This window comes from Lactobacillus helveticus, assembly GCF_046109915.1.
Lineage (GTDB): Bacteria > Bacillota > Bacilli > Lactobacillales > Lactobacillaceae > Lactobacillus > Lactobacillus helveticus.
In genome coordinates, this window is sequence record NZ_CP151471.1 from 986,422 (window position 1) to 1,005,749 (window position 19,328).

Here is a 19,328-nt window from a genome sequence, read left to right on the forward strand (position 1 = left end):
CAATTACCACTTAACTATAATCAGTTAATTTAAATTAATGATTAAAGAGTAGCAAAGTGTAATAAAGTACGAACCATTTGGCAAGTGAATGAGTATTCGTTGTCGTACCAAGCAACAGTCTTAACTAATTGCTTGTCACCTGCAGTAGTTACCATAGTTTGAGTTGGGTCAAAGATTGAACCAGCAGTCATGTTCAAAACATCGCTTGAAACAATGTGGTCACCATTGTAAGCAAATGCTGGACTTTCGTACTTCTTCATAGCTTCGTTAACTTCGTCAGCAGTAACCTTCTTGCTCAAGATTGATACTAATTCAGTTTCTGAACCATCTGGAACTGGAACACGTTGTGCGTGACCGTTCATCTTACCGTTCAAGTTTGGCAATACTAAACCAATAGCCTTTGCTGAACCAGTAGTATGAGGAATAATGTTTTCAGCAGCAGCACGAGCATCTTGTTCCTTACCACTACGTGCAGGACCATCCAAAGTCATTTGAGTACCAGTGTATGCGTGGATAGTAGTCATAGTAGCAACTTCGATACCGAATTCCTTGTCCAAAGCGTTAGCCATTGGTGCAAGTGAGTTAGTAGTACATGAAGCAGCTGAAACAATCTTATCGTCAGCAGTCAAAGTGTTTTCGTTTACTGAGTAAACGATAGTCTTCAAGTCGTTACCAGCTGGAGCTGAGATCAATACACGCTTAGCACCTGCGTCAAGGTGAGCTTGTGACTTAGCCTTGCTAGTGTAGAAACCAGTACATTCAAGAACAAAGTCAACACCATCGTTCTTAACCCATGGGATGTTTTGTGCTTGTGGTTCAGCGTATACGTGGTACTTCTTGCCGTCAACTACGATAGCGTCTTCAGTTGATGAAACTTCGTGGTTGAAAGTACCATGAGTAGTGTCGTACTTAAGTAAGTAAGCAAGCATTGATGGAGTAGTCAAGTCGTTAATAGCAACAACTTCGATATCCTTACTCTTTTCGCCTAAATCCATAATACGACGGAATGCTAAACGACCGATACGGCCGAAACCGTTAATACCAATTTTAACTGTCATAATCTAAAAGTCCTCCTTAAGAACTATAAACAACAATTTATTTTAAACGGGATTTTATTTCCCCTTTAAAATCATATTTGAGGCACCTTCATCAGTAATTAACCAGGTTTGATGAGGTGCATTTGGCATATATGCTTTGATTGCCTTGGCTTTTCTTGCACCACAGGCAAAGGCAAATATGTGGGGTATTTTGTATAAGTTCTCAAACTGTAATCCAACCTGGGTGATACGGTCGACAACCTTGCCATTTTCATCGAAGAAACACCCGAAACATTCGGTGACGGCCTTCTTTTCGCGAAGCTCGGAAAGTCTAATTGAATTATATCCTCTTCGCTGTGCCATTTCTTGGGCTAACCCAATGCCATGAATCACAGCATCGCTTTGCGAAATATCTTGCAGAACATCCGCAATCGAGGATTCACGTATCAAAGATTTATACGCTGCATCTGAAACTTGTTCAGGTAAATACAATGTTTTGTAAGTACCCGAGGTTTTAGCTGCCATTTCTTGGACGATTGTATTACTTTGTGTTTCTACATTTTCGCCCAAGGCTCCTCGACCGGGAACAAATTCTAACTGGCGGTTATTTCCTAAACTAGGAGATAAATACTTAGCGGATTTTGCTAAAGCCGCTCCACCTAGAATTGTAACTATTGAATGACCTAATGGCAAGAGTAAATTTAATGCTGAACTTAACTCTTCCCCCATCTCTTCATAAACGCGATCTTGTAAATCAGCATTGCCAGGCACAATCAAGGTTCTTTCGATCCCTAGCTTCTTAGCTAATGCCAATTCCGTTTCACCCGCATTAAAGAGACGATCAATCAACGGACCTGCATCTTGTAATGTCTTCTTGCCCTTTTCAGTTAAGAACATGCCGAAACTTTTAGTTTCAATCAAACCTAACTGACTTAAATATTCAGTCTCAGTTCTTACATTTCTCTCTGAAAGCCCTAAATGCTGAGCCACGCTTCTCCGCCCAATTGGTGCATGAAGTGCTATCTGCTCAAGGACAAGATACCTTTGTCGAAGAATCTTTAAGACGTCGGGAACGAGCGCTTCGAGCAAAGAAAAGTCCGAATTCATCGTTCCCTCCTTTTCCTGGGACAATGTGTGACCATATCTGTGTCGATTGCTGTCCCAGAATACTTAAAAATATAAGAGAAACGTATAACTATCTCAAATTCATACATTTCCCAATCGACACTGTTAGTATACCAATGTATTTTTCGTAATTCAAGAAAAAGATGTGCTATTTAAAAAAAATTGTAAGGCTTACAAAATCATTTTTATTTAAATTATTTTTCTGTTATACTAGAAGTTGCGTAACTTGGGTCCTTAGTGTAATGGATCGCACGTAAGATTCCGGTTCTTAAAATCTGGGTTCGACTCCCAGGGGACCCATACAAAAAAAGCTAGAGCAATTGCTCTAGCCTTTTTGCTTACTATTTAAAACTTACCAGAAGTCAATTCAGCACGTTGTGCAAATTGTACATACAATCTTGAACCAGTTGCTGACATACCTTCAATTTCACGCTTAGTGTTAAAGTGATAATGCTTTTGTGCTGAACCACTTTCACTTACCTTAAAGATGTTGTCATTAAAGCCAATGAAGAAGTGACCATCACCATATGCAAAGCCTTGAACTAGTGAATTAGAAATAAATGTACCTTCAGTTGCACCAACTTCAGTAGCGTTCCAAGTGTCGCCATCTCTAGTTAGCTTCCAGTATTCATAACAATTGTGACCACCATTGTGGAACAAAGCATACATAGTATCGTCACCACAAACGTAGCGTTATGAATGTAATGGTTGTCTGAAATTCTAAATGTCCAAATCTTGTTGATCTTCATATCACTCTTGCGGATTTGCAAAATTTCTTCTGAAGCAGGACCATTATTGTATTTATTGTGATTAGCTAAAACATAAATGTAATTAGATGAAGAACCTAATGATTGACCGTGACCTAATTTAATGTATGGACTTACTTTAATATTCTTAGCATATGACTTAAAAGTGCTCCACTTCATAGTGGTTAAGTTTTGTGTAGCATATTTACTCTTTAAAGCATTTAAATTATATGAAACTAAGTGTCCATATTGACTATTGCTGCTTGTAAATAATGAAGTAGTGAAGATGCCATTATTAACTGTCATATCTTCAGGAATTACACCAACTTGGCCCATTACATCCCCAGCTTGCCGTACCCTAAACTCAAAAATCTAGGTTGGAATAAACAGGTTCTAAGAGTCAAGCCATTGCTCTTAAATGTGTTGCTGGTAGTTTCTGAACGGTATCCATATGCACGATTCCAGTTTCTAGATGAACCTTTTGAACCACCATTCCAAGTAGAAGTAGTCTTAAAGGCCTTCTTTGGAGTAACACTTGGAGAAGCCATATCGCCATCATGAACATCGATATCAACTTCTGCCTTTGCCTTGCCATAACTATAAGTTACCTTGCCTGGGTTAGTACTTACATATTTTCTAGAAACATGCACCTTGTTAGGATTAAATGCTGTACCGTGTGCATCTGTAGCATAGTTAATAGCATCTCTAGTTGGGAAACTATAGCTGCTGTTCTTAACTAAACTTACTTCGTTAGCAACAGAAATTTGGTTGCGAGCGAAGAACTTTTCACTTACCCAACCAACGTTTCGACCATCAACAATGATCTTCCCCCCTTTCTTAGTTGATCTAGATTCTTTTGATTGAATTTGACCATGCTTAAAATATTTGGTTGAAGTAAATTTGCCACTTGGGCCTTTACTTGAAACATTGTGATAGATTGCATAATTACCATTACCTGCTATTTTAGTAACAGCCTTGCCATAGCTTTTAGCTTGAACAGTACTTGCTTGACCATTAATAGTCAATAAACTTCCAGCAAGCAATAAACCAGCTAAAATCAACTTTTTATTGTTTTTAATTCATTTTTTCTCCTTAAAAACAATATATGCACATATCATAGCACCAATTTATCAAAAATGGACCGTTATTTATTAAAAACAAATTAATATAAGGGCACGCTAATGACATTGCTATATAATGAAAAAGTACAAAATTTTTATAGGAGTGTTTTTATGGTCGAATCACAAAACAATTCCAAAAAGATGATGTGGACTACTCTGGCAATGATGGCTTTCTCCACTGTTTGGGGATTTGGTAACGTTGTCAATGGGTATGTCTACTTTGACGGAACAAAGGTCATCTTTAGTTGGATAGTCATGTTTCTTCTCTACTTTGTTCCCTACGCACTTATGGTTGGTGAATTAGGTGCTACATTTAAGAATGCCGAAGGTGGGGTTTCATCTTGGGTAAACGCCACAATGGGTGCAAAATGGGCTTATTACGCTGGTTGGACTTCTTGGGCTTGCCACGTAGTATATATCTCAAGCAAAGGTACCGGTGGCCTGAGAGCAATGGCTTGGGGCATTTTTGGCAACACTAGATGGTATGACAGTTTGCCTACTGCTTGGACTCAATTTGCAACCTTGGTTATATTCTTATTCTTCTGCTGGGTAGCCAGTCGCGGAATTCCCGTATTAAAAGGATTGGCTACTGTTGCGGGATCGTCGATGTTCATCATGTCAATCTTATTTATTATCATGATGTTTGCTGCTCCAGCCATTAACCCAGGAGCAGACTTTTACCACATTGATCTTAATTGGAAGAATTTAATGCCAACTTTCAATGTCAAATACTTTACTTCTCTTTCGATTTTAGTATTTGCCGTTGGTGGTTGTGAAAAGATTTCTCCTTATGTTAATAAGGTTAAGGATCCATCCAAGAACTTCCCTAAGGCAATGATGGCATTAGCAATCATGGTTATGGTATCAGCAATTTTAGGTACCTTTGCTATGGCATTGATGTTTGATCCAAAGGTCGTTAATGCCAATTTGAATGAATACATTTCCAATGGTGCTTACATGGCCTTTCAAAAATTGGGCGAATACTATCACGTTGGTGGCTTATTCATGTACATCTATTCATGGTGTAATGTGATTGGTCAATTCTCAACTTTAGTAATTAGTATTGATGCACCACTTAGAATGCTTTTGGGAAGCAAAGAGGCAAAAGAATTTATCCCTAAAGGCTTATTCAAGCTTAACAAGCATGGTGCCTACATTAATGGTATTTGGATGATTGTTGTTTTATCAGGTGGTTTAATTGCTATTCAAGCATTTGTTCCTAACGCACAAGCTGTAATGGCTCAATTAGTTAAGTTAAACTCAACTACTATGCCACTTCGTTACCTTTGGGTATTTGCAGCTTACATTGCTTTGAGAAAGCATCAAAAATCATTTGAAACTACTTATCAAATGACCAAATATCAAGGCTTAGCATATACCGCGGGTATTTGGTGTTTCTTAGTTACTGCAGCATGCTGTATTTTCGGTATTTATTCACCAGATCCATTTACTTTAATGCTTAACATTTTGCCACCAATCATTTTAATTGCATTGGGATTGATTCTTCCTGGTATTAAAAAATATCAAGAAGCAAAGGCCAATTAAGGTATAGATGTATAGATATATTAAAAAGACCGTTGACAGCGGTCTTTTTTTATTTTTTAATTTCATTTAGATTAAAAATGAGGTGGAAAAATATGACATTACCTTTTAAAACTGTTGCAGTTGACATGGACGGAACATTCTTAGATGACCGTAAGCAATTCAATCATGAACAATTTGATCAAATACTTACAGAATTAGAGAAAAGAAACGTCCATTTCATTGTAGCTTCTGGACGTCCGTACACCAGATTAAAACAAGACTTTGGCGATTTTGCGGAACGCATGGATTTTGTTTCATTGAACGGTTCTATGCTTGTTGTTAATGGTGAAACTGTTGCTTCTTACCCATTAAAGCGTGAAACTGCACTTAGTCTGCTCAAAGAGGTCAGTGATAAATATGGCAAAGTAGCTCCTATGGTCTTTGAAACTGATGTAGCATACTTTCATAGAGCAATTCCTAAGACTGAACGTGACTTTTTAGCATACTTTGCTGGACAAAGCGCAGTCGTTGATCACTGGGAAGATTTGCCTAAAAAAGATATCTTGCAAATCACTTTTAGTTTAGACAATTCTAAAGCTCCAGAAATTGAAAAAGAATTCAATGCAAACCATGAACAAAAGATTTCTGCATTTGGATCCGCCAATACTGCTATTGATACTAACGTGTATGGCATTAACAAGGGTGCTGGTTTAAAACATCTATTAGCCAAATTAAACTTAACCGGTGACGATCTAATCGCATTTGGTGATGGCGGTAATGATATTGCCATGCTTGATTTTGCCAAATACTCATATGCTATGGCCAATGGGATGCCAATTGTTAAAAAGCACGCTAAATATATTGCACCAGCTAATACTGAAAATGGAGTTTTCAGAGTACTGCAAAAATACTTAGATGCTGATAAATAGATAACACAAAAAGGCAATGAACTTAAACGTTCATTGCCCTTTTTAATGAATAAATTATTTAGTTAACTTTTCTGTACTTTCAAGTAATTCAGCACGTTGAGCTAAATTCATGTAAAGTCTATTGTTTGAAACAGCAATACCTTCAATTTCACGACCAGTGTGGAATTGATAAGTATCCTTAACTTCACCATCACGAGCAATCTTAGCAATTACATCGTTAAATGCAAGATAGAAGTTGTCATTCTTAGGATCATATGCAAAACCTTGAGTATAAGTATTTGAAACAATACCAGTCTTAGTTGCACCTAACATAGTTGGGTACCAGTTATCACCTTTACGGTTGAATTTCCAGTATTCAGTTTGGTCTTTTTGCTTATTGTAAAGAGTAGTGTACATCTTATGATCATCTACAACGACACCATTATGGAAGTAACGACCTTCTGAGTCACTACCATTCCAGCATTTAAATGTCCAAATCTTGTTAATGCACATATCACTCTTACGGATTTGAAGTAATTCTTCTGATCTGTTGCTCTTATATGATGTCTTGTTATCATAGTTAACTACATAAATATACTTATCAGTTGCACCCATAGCTTGACCGTGGCCGATTGGAATATATGGACTTACCTTAATGTTCTTAACGTAAGAATTAAACTCCTTTTGAGACATATCAAGCAAGTATTGACCATTAAATGCATTAGTTAAATGGTTCAAATTATAGCCAACGATGTGACCATTAGAAATCTTAGTGCTGCTGAGCAAACTACTGTAAAGCCAACCATCTGACATGGCAATACCTTCTGGAATATGACCTACACGATTAATGTAATCGTCGTCTTTAATATCTCTAGCAACGCTAAGCAAAACTGGTTGGAAGTAGCGAGTCTTGAAAGTCATATTACTGTTATCAGTAGTGTAACTATGCTTTGACTTATCTGGAGCAAAGTCGGTCTTAGTTACATAGTTAGAAGAACTACCGTAGTAAGTCTTCCAAGACTTCAAATCACCACTAAATGGCTTGGCTTGCACGCTATCTGCATCAGCTACACCTTCTTTGGTGCTCTTTCTTACAGTAACCTTAACAGTGGCCTTAGCACTACCATAGCTATACTTCACTTTATAAGTGCCAGGTTCGGAACAATCAATTGCATCTTCAGAAATTGTAATATCTTGAGTTGGAATTACAGTTCCCATGTGGTTAGTTACGTAACTAACAGCATCTTCTGGAGCAAAATCAGAATGACTATTTCTTACTAAGCTTACGGTCTTAGGTACAGCAATTTTATTTCTAGTAAACCAGTTTTGGTTAACATATCCTACCTTACGGCCATTAACATAAATACGCCAATAAGTACCATGTTGGGTTTTAATTCGTTGATCTGATTGAATATGAGCATATTGATAATCACTAGCACTGGCAAGTTTCTTTACAGGCTTACCATTCTTAATGCTCTTATAAACACCATAATTTCTGTTACTACCTACTTTAACCATCAAATCGTAAGAAGTACTGGTTTGAACTGGTTCTTTTTTATCGGTTGAACTATCTTTAGTCTTGTCTGCTTTAGCAGTTGTCTTAGAATTAGTAGCAAAAACAGGATTAGAATAACCCATTAATAAACCAACACTAAGTGCAACAGCTGATGTTGCAGTTAAAATCTTATTCTTATACTTCAAGCTTGTCCTCCTACAATATTACAACAGTAATCTACATTATATATTATAATATATAAATAATATTCTCAATTATAATATATAAATAATATTCTCAAAAATACAATTTGAATACACGTAGATCTCTTTATTTGACACTTTTATTACGAAGTGATTTAATTAGCACAGTACTTAAAAGAGTGCTAATTTAATTAAGAAATAAATTTAGGAGGCAAACATATGCTAGTACCTACAGTTATTGAACAAACTGCTCGTGGCGAACGCGCTTACGACATTTACTCACGCTTATTAAAAGATAGAATTATTATGTTGAGCGGCGAAATTAACGATCAAATGGCTAACTCAATTATTGCTCAATTGCTTTTCCTTGATGCACAAGACAACACTAAGGATATTTCACTTTACATCAACTCACCAGGTGGTGTTATTACTTCTGGCCTTGCAATCATGGATACTATGAACTTCATTAAGTCAGACGTATCAACTATTGCAATTGGTATGGCTGCTTCAATGGCTTCTATTCTTTTGACTAGTGGTACTAAGGGCAAGCGTTTTGCATTGCCTAACTCAACTGTCCTTATCCACCAACCTTTAGGTGGTGCTCAAGGTCAACAAACTGACATCCAAATTGCAGCTAACGAAATTTTAAAAAGTCGTAAGAAGATTAACGAAATCTTACACGAAACCACTGGTCAACCATTAGAAAAGATCCAAAAGGATACTGAACGTGATAACTACTTAACTGCTGAAGAAGCTAAGGAATATGGTTTGATCGATGAAATTATGGTTAACAAGAAGTAATCATTAATTATATTTAAAAAAGAGGATTTGCATTTTGCAAATCCTCTTTTTCTATTCTTTTAAAGTTTCAGCTAATTCATGTAGCTTTTTAAATCGGTGATTAACACCAGATTTTGAAATTGGTCCGTCTGGAATTTGGTCCGCTACCTCTTTTAAAGTTAGTTCTGGATGAGCTAATCTAAAACGTGCTAAAATCTGTAGTTTTTCTGGTAAGCTGTCAATTCCCTTTTCTTTTTGAATCAACTGAATATCTTCAACCTGCTTGGCTGAAGCCGAAGCTGTTTTTTTCATATTAGCTGTATCGCAATTGACCAAACGATTAACTGAGTTGCGCATATCACGCATAATTCGTAAATCTTCAAAATTGAGCATAGCATTTAATGCACCCACCACATGCAAAAAATCACCAATCTTAGCTGCTTCTTTAAGATAAACGATATAGCCTCGCCGACGTTTAGTCATCTTAGCATTCAAATAAAAATACTCATTCATTAACTTAGCTAAATCTTCATTATGATCTTCATAAGTTGAATAAATTTCTAAGTGATATCTACTAGTTTCAGGGTTATTAACACTGCCGCCAGCTAAAAATGCGCCTCTAAGATACGACATCGCACCTTCACTGGATTTCATAATCCTTTGAGGAATTCTGGTAACCAATCCTTTAGCTGGATCCCAAATATTTAAATTTTCTAATATCTTTTGCACATCGCGATTAAGCCGAACCAAATATTGGTTATTCTTTTTTAATTTCATCTTACGAGAAACAATTAACAATGGTTCAATTCCATATGCCACTTTAATTAATTTGAAAATTCGACGTGCAATAGCGGGATTTTCTGTAGTGATATCTAAACTAAATTGATGATCATGAAGATTTAAAACTCCATTCATCCGCAAAAAAGCAGCTAACTCCGCTTTAGCATGTTCCGGATGCACCTCAAGCGAAGTTAGCTCCTTTTTGACTTCACTAGCATAACTAGCCATTATTTTCCTTCATTCTTTTACGTGACATTGCCTCAAATGCCAAATTCATTATTTCTTTTGCTACTTTTTCTCCATCATGAAAGACCAAGCCGTGACGTTGATCAATAAAATCATCAGTAATTACTCGACACTCTTGTGCTCTTAATCCATTAAAATCATTCTTAACCGGTTCAAGATAAGCATCATAATCTTCAGGATGGAACTTGCTCATATCAATTTTTGCCCCGTTGACCAAAGCTGTGTTGATATAATTTCCTCCTAAATGACGATTGATCACTTCAACGTGTTCTGCATCGCTAAAGTGATCCGTTTCTCCACGTTGAGTCATGATATTGCAAATATAAATTACTTCAGCTTCAGTTTCTCGAACTGCTTCACCTAAGTTAGAAATCATTAAATTAGGCAAAATCGAAGTGAATAAACTGCCGGGCCCTAATACTACAGCATCTGCCTGCATAATTGAAGCCAATACTGGCAAAACAGCTTTAGGCGTAGCTTTTGAATTAGTATCAGTTACCCAAACACGTTTAATTCGTTTGTCTTTAGATGTGATTTCTGTTTCTCCTGCTTCTGTTGTCCCATCCACAAATTCAGCATTTAAAGTTAAAGGCTCATTAGAAGCGGGGAATACATGGCCGTCTACTTTCATCATTTTAGATAAAGATTGAACAGCATCAAAAATATTGCCCTGCATTTCATTTAATGCGGCGATAATCAAATTACCAATGGCATGGCCCGAGAAGAATGCATCAGATGAATCAAAACGATATTGGAAAATATCTTTTTCTTCTTGTGGCAAATCACTCAAAGAAACCAACACGTTTCTAATATCACCTGGTGGAACAACGTTTATAAAATTCCGAATAGAACCAGATGAACCACCATCATCGGATACTGTAACAATGGCAGTAATTTCCGCATTTTGATCTTTCAGCGCATTCAAAATAACTGGTAAGCCAGTACCACCACCGATAACTACTACCCGCGGACGTCTACCTTTAATTACGCGCACAATTCGCGTTTCTCCATATGACATCGCGATATACCTACTTTCTAATGTAGCGACTTACCTCACGGTGAGTAATATCGACTGGATATTTTTTAGATAAGTCACGAGCAAGTTGTTGTGCAATTGATACGCTACGATGTTGACCACCAGTGCAACCAATTGCAATTGTTAATTTTTCTTTTCCTTCTTTAATATAACCAGGAATGGCAGTTTCCAATAAATCCAATAATTTTTGGTAGAAAACCTGCGTCTCTTTCTTATTCATTACATAATCAAAGACACGCTTATCTAATCCTGTAAATGGGCGCAACTCTGGAATATAAAATGGATTAGGCAAAAAACGCACATCCATTACAATATCCGCATCAATTGGCATGCCATATTTAAAACCGAATGACATTACTTCAATTGAAAATGGTTGACGCTTGCGATCACTAAACGTATTAATTAACTTCTGTTTTAAATCTTTAGTTGATAAATTAGACGTATTAATGATGTAATTTGAACGATTCTTTATTGGCATCAAAATACGACGTTCTTCTTGAATGCCATCTAATAGACGTCCCTTGCCATTATTAGCTAACGGTGGAAGTCGTCTAGTTTCTTTATAACGTGCCACTAATACATCATCTGAGGCATCCAAGAATAGAATGGTTGCTTGAACGTTGCCATTATCTTCTAGTGAATTTACCTCATCTAATAAATCTGTATAAAAAGTTTTAACACGTAAATCAATTACTACTGCTACCTTGTGGAAGTCGTTTGAATTATAATCCCAAAAACTTCCCAATAATGTTGGTGGCAAGTTATCAACTACGAAGTAGCCCATATCTTCTAAATCATGAGCCACAACAGTCTTACCTGCCCCACTCATTCCTGTAACAATTAATAATTGTTTCTTATCATCAGCCATTGTTGACCCTCCTTCTGTAAATTATATCATACCGGGTGTTCTATTATAGTGCAAAAAAAGAGACCATCATGGCCTCTTTTTCATAATTATTAACGGTGCATAAATGCAACGACTATTTCGTTGATACCAAATACCAACAACCAAAATGCAACTAACCATACTAAGCTTAATGCCGCAAAAAGTGGGTTAAAGATCAAGAAAATAGCAATAACTAAACTTAAGATATTCAAAACTAAGTTAAAGATAAAGTAACCTGTTGAAAAGTCACGCAAGTGCCATGAAAAGGCAATTCCGACAGCTGAGTCAACAAAGAACCAAATTGCAAATAAATATGCAATAATTAATCCACCAATATCATATGAGCATAAGAATAAAATACCCACGATGATATCTAAGATACCTGAAATAAGTGCTACCCAACTACGTGCAAAGAAAGCACGGAAACGTGAATAACCAGCTAGCCATACTAAACCTTGCAAAATTGACAAAATACCAAAGATTAGCACAAATGCGTGCAATCCCTTAGCTGGATGTCTAAGTAGCAAAAAAGCAACAACAACCATTAATACACCAGCGATAAAGGCGCCCCAATCGAAGCCGCGATTATCTCTAGAACTTGAAAAAATGTCCATTATTCGTCCTCCTTGGTGCCTATTTTACACTTATTCAAGGACAGAAACACTTACACTCTACTTTTTATTTTTCTGCATCCCTAGTTAATTTAGTATCACGCTTTAAAACCGGCTTTAAATATTGACCAGTATAGCTCTCTTTTACCTCAGCTATTTCTTCAGGCGTTCCTGTAGCAACAACATTGCCGCCACCTTCACCGCCTTCAGGTCCTAAATCAATAATCCAATCGGCATTTTTAATCACGTCTAAATTATGTTCAATTACTAAAACGGTATTTCCTTCATCAACTAAACGCTGCAGAACTTCAAGCAAACGTTTAATGTCGTCAGCATGCAAACCTGTCGTTGGTTCATCCAAAATATAGAAATTCTTACCAGTTGACAGTTTTTGCAACTCTGCCGCTAACTTCATTCTTTGGGCTTCTCCACCAGATAAAGTTGTAGCAGATTGACCTAATTTAACATAGCCTAACCCTACATCGACAATGGTTTGCAGTTTACGTGCAATTTTAGGAATATTTTCAAAGAACTTGCATGCTTCATTAATTGTCATATCAAGCACTTGAGCAATATTCTTTTCACGATAAGTTACTTCCAAAGTTTCTGAATTATAACGGTTGCCGTGACAAACCTCACATGGAACATACACATCTGGCAAGAAGTTCATTTCGATCTTAATAATTCCGTCACCATGACATGCTTCGCACCGGCCGCCTTTAACGTTAAATGAAAAACGTGCTTTAGTATAGCCTCTCATCTTAGCTTCATTTGTTTGGGCAAAGAGCGTACGAATATCATCAAATACACTGGTATAAGTAGCTGGGTTACTGCGTGGAGTACGTCCAATAGGACTTTGATCAATATCGATTATTTTTTCAATATTCTTATACCCACGAATCGACTTATATTTGCCTGGCTTAGTTGAATTATGATTTAATTTCTGAGCCAATGCTCGCTTCAAAATCATGTTAACCAGGGTTGATTTACCTGAACCTGAAACACCACTAACTACGATAAATTTTCCTAAAGGAAAATCAACGTTGATATTCTTCAAGTTGTTTTCTTGTGCACCAGTAATAGTGATCTTCTTACCATTGCCCTTACGACGCTTCAATGGAACAGGAACAAATTTTTTACCAGACAAATATTGCCCAGTTAATGATTTAGGATTCTTTTCTACTTCTTCTGGCGTACCTTGAGCCATTACCTTACCACCATATACACCGGCACCTGGTCCCATATCAATCAGATAATCGGCTTGACGCATGGTCTCATTATCATGTTCAACCACAATCAAGGAGTTACCTAAGTCCCGCATTCTCTTAAGTGAAGCAATTAATCGATCATTATCACGTTGATGAAGTCCAATTGAAGGCTCATCTAAAACATACATAACTCCTGACAAGTTAGAACCAATTTGTGTAGCCAAACGAATACGTTGAGCTTCCCCACCAGATAAAGTATTAGCAGAACGAGAAAGAGTTAAATAATCTAATCCTACACTATCCAAGAATGAAAGACGATCACATACTTCTTTCAAAATCGGCTTAGCAATCACAGTTTCTTGTTCGCTTAATTTGACGCTCTTAAAGAAATCCAAAGATTTACTAATTGAAAGTTCAGAAGCTTCAGCGATATCCTTACCCATCACTTTTACAGCCAGAGCTTTTTCATTCAATCGTTTACCGTGACAAGTTGAACAAGTCAGTTCTGTCATATACTTGCCCATTACATCACGCATGAATTTAGACATTGGATGCTTATAACGTCTTTCGACATTATCCATTACTCCTTCAAATGGCTGGGTTGTATCATTGACGCCAAAATCACCGGTAACATGGAATTTAACCGGCTTAGTTGAACCGTGAAGAATTGTCTCTCTTTGCTTTTTAGTCAATTTATTAAAAGGCTTATCCATTGGAATATCGAGTGCTGCACAGGCTTGCTCCAACATTTCAGTATAATAATTGGACGTCTTCCAAGGAGCTAATGCACCTTCTGCTAAAGTTTTACTCTTATCAGGCACAACCAAATCTTCATCAACTGCTAAATTCATCCCTAATCCATCACAATCAGGACAAGCACCAAATGGCGCATTAAATGAGAAGAGTCTTGGTTCCATTTCTCCTACTGTAAAGCCACACTTAGGACAAGCGTAATATTCGGAAAAGTTAAGCATCTCGTCGCCAATGACATCAACATTCATGTAGCCATCGGATAAACGAAGTGCTGATTCAATTGAGTCAAACAAACGAGATTTAATGCTGTCTTTCATGATCAAGCGATCTACCACAATATCAATGTTATGACGCTTATTTTTAGCTAAATTAAATTCTTCGCCAATTTCATGCATCTCGCCATCGACAATAACACGGACATAGCCTGCACGCTGTACTCGCTTAAAAACATCCTTATGTTCACCACGTTTAGCTCGAATAACGGGGGCTAATAATTGAATTTTCGTTCTTTCTGGTAAAGCCATGATGCGATCTACCATTTGATCAACTGATTGTCGTTCAATTAAAGTTCCATCATTAGGACAAATAGGATGACCTACACGAGCCCACAAAAGACGCAAATAGTCATTGATTTCCGTTACCGTTCCTACAGTTGAACGCGGATTATGTGAGGTAGTTTTTTGATCAATTGAAATAGCAGGATTTAATCCATCAATTGAATCAACATCTGGCTTATCCATTTGACCCAAGAATTGTCTAGCATAACTAGAAAGTGATTGCACATAACGCCTTCTACCTTCGGCATATAAGGTATCAAAGGCTAAAGAACTCTTACCAGATCCCGATAGACCAGTAACTACTACTAATTTATTTTTAGGAATAGTTACATCGATATCTTTTAAATTATGTTCTCGTGCACCACGAATAACGATCTTATCATTTACCATTAAAAGCTTTCCCCTTTTTTGTCTTTGGTTTTCTAGATGACTTTTGTAAATCGATAATAGCATCCCGCAAGTTAGCCGCTTCTTCAAAGTCGAGCTTCTTAGCAGCCTCTTTCATCTGTTCTTGCAGATTCTTAATCATCGTCTTCTTTTGACTAGCAGTTAATTCATCGAAGTTCAAATCAGCAAAGCTATCAGATTTCTTATCCTTATCACCACTTGATGGCTTAGTAATAGATATTACATCCTGAACAGGTTTGATGATTGTCTTAGGTGTAATTCCATGTTCTTTGTTAAACTCTTCTTGGATCTTACGCCGTCTCTTAGTTGCATTGATCGCAGCTCCCATAGAATCAGTAATTGTATCTGCATACATGATTACCTCACCATTTGCATTACGAGCCGCACGTCCCATTGTTTGAACTAATGGACGATATGCACGCAGGAAACCTTCTTTATCCGCATCCAAGATAGCTACGAGTGAAACTTCTGGCACATCTATACCTTCACGCAGCAAATTGATTCCAATTAACACATCAAATTTACCTAAACGTAAATCACGAAGAATTTTCATTCGCTCTAAAGTTTTAATATCAGAGTGCAGATATTGCACCTTAATACCTAAATCTTTTAGATAATCAGTCAGATCTTCTGCCATCTTTTTAGTCAAAGTTGTAACAAATACCCGTTCATTGCGATCTATTCGTTTATTAATTTCTCCAACTAGATCATCAATTTGCCCTTCAATTGGTCTTACCTCAATTTTTGGATCCAGCAATCCTGTTGGTCGAATAATCTGTTCTACTTTATGATTAGTTCGCTCTAATTCATAATCACCCGGTGTGGCAGAAACATAAAGTATTTGATGAACATGCTTTTCAAATTCAGATAACTTAAGCGGGCGGTTATCAAGAGCTGAAGGTAAACGGAAACCATAATCAATCAAAGTTTGCTTACGATTACGGTCACCATTGTACATTGCACGAATTTCAGGCATAGTCGCATGGGATTCATCAATTAAAGTCAAGAAATCATCTGGGAAGAAATCGAGCAAGGTATAAGGCGGCTCACCAGCTTTTCTGCCTTCCATATGACGAGAATAATTTTCAATTCCATTGGTATAACCAACTTCACTCATCATTTCCATATCATATGTAGTACGTTGTTTAATTCTTTCAGCCTCTAGAAGTTTGCCTTCATCTTCAAACTTCTTTACCTGAACCTTCATTTCCTTAGAAATCGCCTTAAGCGCACGACGCAACTGCTCATCATTAGTCATAAAATGGGTAGCTGGGAATAAAGAAATGCTTTCTCTTTCACCAATTACTTCTCCAGTCAAAGAGTCAATTTCAACAATGCGATCAATTTCATCCCCGAAAAATTCAATCCGATAAGCATGATTAGAATTGCCAGCTGGAAAAATTTCTACAACATCCCCACGAACGCGGAAACGTCCTCGTTGAAAATCGATGTCGTTACGATCATACTGCAAATTTACTAAATCACGTAATAACACATTACGATCATATTCTTGACCTTCATGAATCATCAGAACGCTGCGAGCATATTCCTTTGGATCACCCAAACCATAGATTGACGAAACAGAAGCAACAACAATTACGTCATTACGCTCCATTAAAGCTGATGTAGTGGCGTGGCGCAACTGATCAATTTCATCATTGATAGCTGAATCCTTTTCGATATAAGTATCAGATTGCGGAACATAAGCTTCTGGTTGGTAGTAATCGTAGTAAGATACAAAATACTCAACAGCATTATGAGGAAAGAAGCTTTTAAACTCACCATAAAGTTGACCCACTAAAGTTTTGTTATGCGTAATTACTAAAGTAGGTTTATTCAAGTTAGCAATAATGTTGGCCATAGTAAAAGTTTTCCCAGTACCAGTGGCACCCTCTAGAATTTGTTCTTTATAGCCTTTTTTAAAGCCGGCCGTCAATTTATCAATAGCCTGCTCTTGGTCCCCTGCTGGCTTAAACTTAGACACTAATTCAAATTTGCGATCTTTTTGTCGTGTAATCATGCTTTCCTCCTCATGAAAAAAGTTGGACCAAATTGTCCAACTTTCTAATTAGTATTTATATTTTACTACCACGAACGTGTTTTCGCACGAAATATGCCCATTTTATTTAAGAAGTTCAGCTAAAGCTGCTTGGTAATCTTGTGCAGCCTTTTCTGCAGTTGCAATATCCTTCTTATTTACACCAACATAAGCCTTAATAACTGGTTCAGTACCTGATGGACGAAGAGCAACCCAGGTTTCATCATCTAAGAAATATTTCAAAACGTTAGATTCTGGGAAGCCTTCAAGTGGTGTTACATTGCAATTTTCAATAGTTTCTTTCTTTAAGAAATCTTGAATCTTGTTAACTTTAACGCCATTGATTTCACTTAAGTGTTCATTACGCAATTTACTCATAAGTTCAGCCATCTTCTTTTGACCGCCGATACCTGGCATTTCGATAGCCTTGGTAATTTCGTAAGCTACGCCGTACTTATTCCAGATTTCTTGCAAGCCATCAAAAACAGTCATGCCCTTAGAAGCATAGTAACTAGCAACTTCGGCAAACATCAATGCACCTTGCATAGCATCCTTGTCTCTAGCAAATGGTTTGAACAAGTAGCCATAGCTTTCTTCAAAACCCATCAGGAACTTGGCATCGCCAGCCTTCTTCATACGGTCAACTTCTTCACCAATGTACTTGAAACCAGTCAAAACGTGCTTAGTCTTAATGCCAAAGTCTTCTGCAATCTTGAATGGCAAAGCACTTGAAACAACTGAAGTAACGATTTCATAATCACTAGTCAACTTGCCGCTTTCCTTCATATGAACAAGCAAGTAGTAAGCCATCAACGTAGCAATTTGATTACCAGTCAAAACTTGGAAATCACCGTCAGATTTTCTTACGGCTGCACCCATTCTGTCAGCATCTGGGTCGGTAGCAATAATTACGTTAGCTTTGACTTTATCAGCTAATTTAAAGCCTGGTTCAAAAACATCACGATATTCTGGGTTAGGCTTGATTGTAGTTGGAAATTCTGGATCAATAATTGATTGAATAGGAACAGGAATCACATTATCAAATCCACCTTGTCTAAATGCACGATCATAAAGCATCTTACCTGTACCATGAAGTGGGGTATAAATAATCTTTAACTTATCAGCATTTGCCTTAACCATTTCTGGGTCGACAGTTACTTGCTTTAATTCTTGCAAATAATCTTCATCAATGTCTTCACCGATTAATTGCAAAGTACCATTTGCACGCAATTCTTGGACAGGTGCGGCCTTAACGCCAAAAATGTCAGTAACTTTTTGAGCATAAGCAAATAAACGATCTGCGTTTTCTGGTGCCATTTGTGCACCATCTTCACCATAAACTTTGTAACCATTATATTGCTTAGCATTGTGAGAAGCAGTGATGTTAATACCTGCAAAAGTATGCAAGTGACGAACAGCATATGAAAGCTCAGGTGTTGGTCTTAAATCATCAAATAAATATACATGAATTCCATGTGCACCTAAAATACGAGCGGCATGTTCCGCAAATTCTCTTGAATGATATCTTGAGTCAAATGAAATAGCTACTCCACGCTTTTTAGCTTCTTCACCATTTTCATCAATCAATCGTGCTAAACCTTCAGTAACTCTGCCAACTGTAAAAAGATTGATTCTATTAGTACCAGGTTCAAGACGCCCTCTCATCCCTGCAGTACCAAAATTAATATCTTGACCAAAGGCATCTTCAATCCATTTTTCATCTTTACCTAAAGTATCTAATTGGTCTCTTAAATAATCAGGTAAATTATTAGCATTTTGCCATTGTTCATAAATTTCCTTAGCGTTCATTTTATCCTCTATTCATTCAATAATATGGATTTTTATAGCTGTCTTTTTATTCTATTT

General features: G+C 37.0%; 13 protein-coding genes, 1 tRNA gene and 1 pseudogene. 4 read left to right on the forward strand and 11 right to left on the reverse strand.

Annotated elements, in window-relative coordinates; all coding sequences use genetic code 11:
• Positions 1–41 precede the first annotated feature (41 nt).
• Together gap and AADV52_RS05090 are read right to left on the reverse strand one after the other, a co-directional pair.
• Positions 42–1,058 (reverse strand): type I glyceraldehyde-3-phosphate dehydrogenase, encoded by a 1,017-nt coding sequence (gene gap / locus AADV52_RS05085; RefSeq protein ID WP_014919113.1) that lies wholly within the window; start codon positions 1,056–1,058, stop codon positions 42–44.
• Positions 1,059–1,112: 54 nt separating this feature from the next.
• Positions 1,113–2,144, reverse strand: coding sequence for a sugar-binding transcriptional regulator (locus AADV52_RS05090; protein ID WP_014563924.1), 1,032 nt, complete (start codon positions 2,142–2,144; stop codon positions 1,113–1,115).
• 246 nt (positions 2,145–2,390) lie between these two features.
• Here AADV52_RS05090 and AADV52_RS05095 point away from each other — a divergent pair.
• Positions 2,391–2,462 (forward strand) — tRNA-Arg (locus AADV52_RS05095).
• 45 nt (positions 2,463–2,507) lie between these two features.
• Here AADV52_RS05095 and AADV52_RS05100 read toward each other — a convergent pair.
• Positions 2,508–3,987, reverse strand: a pseudogene (locus AADV52_RS05100) (hypothetical protein).
• Between the two features lie 153 nt (positions 3,988–4,140).
• Between AADV52_RS05100 and AADV52_RS05105 the strand changes: the two are divergent.
• Together AADV52_RS05105 and AADV52_RS05110 are read left to right on the forward strand one after the other, a co-directional pair.
• The gene (locus AADV52_RS05105; protein WP_014919114.1) at positions 4,141–5,574 is read left to right on the forward strand and encodes an APC family permease; all 1,434 of its coding nucleotides are present in this window, start codon (positions 4,141–4,143) and stop codon (positions 5,572–5,574) included.
• Positions 5,575–5,666: 92 nt separating this feature from the next.
• Entirely contained in the window at positions 5,667–6,482 is an 816-nt protein-coding gene (locus tag AADV52_RS05110) for a Cof-type HAD-IIB family hydrolase (RefSeq protein ID WP_014919115.1), read from the forward strand.
• Positions 6,483–6,536: 54 nt separating this feature from the next.
• Here the strand turns inward: AADV52_RS05110 and AADV52_RS05115 are convergent, their stop codons facing one another.
• Complete coding sequence (locus AADV52_RS05115; RefSeq protein ID WP_014563927.1) at positions 6,537–8,162, reverse strand: SH3-like domain-containing protein; 1,626 nt, start codon at positions 8,160–8,162, stop codon at positions 6,537–6,539.
• 216 nt (positions 8,163–8,378) lie between these two features.
• Here AADV52_RS05115 and clpP point away from each other — a divergent pair, with 216 nt between their 5' ends.
• Positions 8,379–8,960, forward strand: a complete 582-nt coding sequence (gene clpP, locus AADV52_RS05120) for an ATP-dependent Clp endopeptidase proteolytic subunit ClpP (protein ID WP_014919116.1) — start codon at positions 8,379–8,381, stop codon at positions 8,958–8,960.
• Between the two features lie 51 nt (positions 8,961–9,011).
• Here clpP and whiA read toward each other — a convergent pair whose 3' ends face one another.
• From whiA to AADV52_RS05155, 7 genes are all read right to left on the reverse strand, one after another.
• Entirely contained in the window at positions 9,012–9,947 is a 936-nt protein-coding gene (gene whiA / locus AADV52_RS05125; RefSeq protein ID WP_012211624.1) for a DNA-binding protein WhiA, read from the reverse strand.
• A complete protein-coding gene (gene yvcK / locus AADV52_RS05130; RefSeq protein ID WP_014919117.1) occupies positions 9,940–10,983 on the reverse strand; it encodes a gluconeogenesis factor YvcK family protein in 1,044 nt (347 codons plus the stop codon). Before yvcK ends, whiA begins: the two co-directional genes overlap by 8 nt.
• A 10-nt stretch (positions 10,984–10,993) precedes the next feature.
• Entirely contained in the window at positions 10,994–11,869 is an 876-nt protein-coding gene (gene rapZ / locus AADV52_RS05135) for an RNase adapter RapZ (RefSeq protein ID WP_012211622.1), read from the reverse strand.
• Between the two features lie 89 nt (positions 11,870–11,958).
• The gene (locus AADV52_RS05140) at positions 11,959–12,501 is read right to left on the reverse strand and encodes an HdeD family acid-resistance protein (protein ID WP_014919118.1); all 543 of its coding nucleotides are present in this window, start codon (positions 12,499–12,501) and stop codon (positions 11,959–11,961) included.
• A 64-nt stretch (positions 12,502–12,565) separates the two neighbouring features.
• On the reverse strand, positions 12,566–15,406 hold the full coding sequence (uvrA, locus tag AADV52_RS05145) for an excinuclease ABC subunit UvrA (protein ID WP_014919119.1): 2,841 nt from the start codon (positions 15,404–15,406) through the stop codon (positions 12,566–12,568).
• A complete protein-coding gene (uvrB, locus tag AADV52_RS05150; RefSeq protein ID WP_014919120.1) occupies positions 15,396–17,444 on the reverse strand; it encodes an excinuclease ABC subunit UvrB in 2,049 nt (682 codons plus the stop codon). Before uvrB ends, uvrA begins: the two co-directional genes overlap by 11 nt.
• A 102-nt stretch (positions 17,445–17,546) precedes the next feature.
• Complete coding sequence (locus AADV52_RS05155; protein ID WP_014919121.1) at positions 17,547–19,271, reverse strand: phospho-sugar mutase; 1,725 nt, start codon at positions 19,269–19,271, stop codon at positions 17,547–17,549.
• Positions 19,272–19,328 lie beyond the last annotated feature (57 nt).

Excerpts from the sequence above, each read along its gene's own strand:
- gap (WP_014919113.1), bottom strand. The coding sequence starts at position 1,058 with ATGACAGTTAAAATTGGTATTAACGGTTTCGGCCGTATCGGTCGTTTA.
- AADV52_RS05090 (WP_014563924.1), bottom strand. The coding sequence starts at position 2,144 with ATGAATTCGGACTTTTCTTTGCTCGAAGCGCTCGTTCCCGACGTCTTA.
- AADV52_RS05105 (WP_014919114.1), top strand. The coding sequence starts at position 4,141 with ATGGTCGAATCACAAAACAATTCCAAAAAGATGATGTGGACTACTCTG.
- AADV52_RS05110 (WP_014919115.1), top strand. The coding sequence starts at position 5,667 with ATGACATTACCTTTTAAAACTGTTGCAGTTGACATGGACGGAACATTC.
- clpP (WP_014919116.1), top strand. The coding sequence starts at position 8,379 with ATGCTAGTACCTACAGTTATTGAACAAACTGCTCGTGGCGAACGCGCT.
- whiA (WP_012211624.1), bottom strand. The coding sequence starts at position 9,947 with ATGGCTAGTTATGCTAGTGAAGTCAAAAAGGAGCTAACTTCGCTTGAG.
- yvcK (WP_014919117.1), bottom strand. The coding sequence starts at position 10,983 with ATGTCATATGGAGAAACGCGAATTGTGCGCGTAATTAAAGGTAGACGT.
- rapZ (WP_012211622.1), bottom strand. The coding sequence starts at position 11,869 with ATGGCTGATGATAAGAAACAATTATTAATTGTTACAGGAATGAGTGGG.
- AADV52_RS05140 (WP_014919118.1), bottom strand. The coding sequence starts at position 12,501 with ATGGACATTTTTTCAAGTTCTAGAGATAATCGCGGCTTCGATTGGGGC.
- uvrA (WP_014919119.1), bottom strand. The coding sequence starts at position 15,406 with ATGGTAAATGATAAGATCGTTATTCGTGGTGCACGAGAACATAATTTA.
- uvrB (WP_014919120.1), bottom strand. The coding sequence starts at position 17,444 with ATGATTACACGACAAAAAGATCGCAAATTTGAATTAGTGTCTAAGTTT.
- AADV52_RS05155 (WP_014919121.1), bottom strand. The coding sequence starts at position 19,271 with ATGAACGCTAAGGAAATTTATGAACAATGGCAAAATGCTAATAATTTA.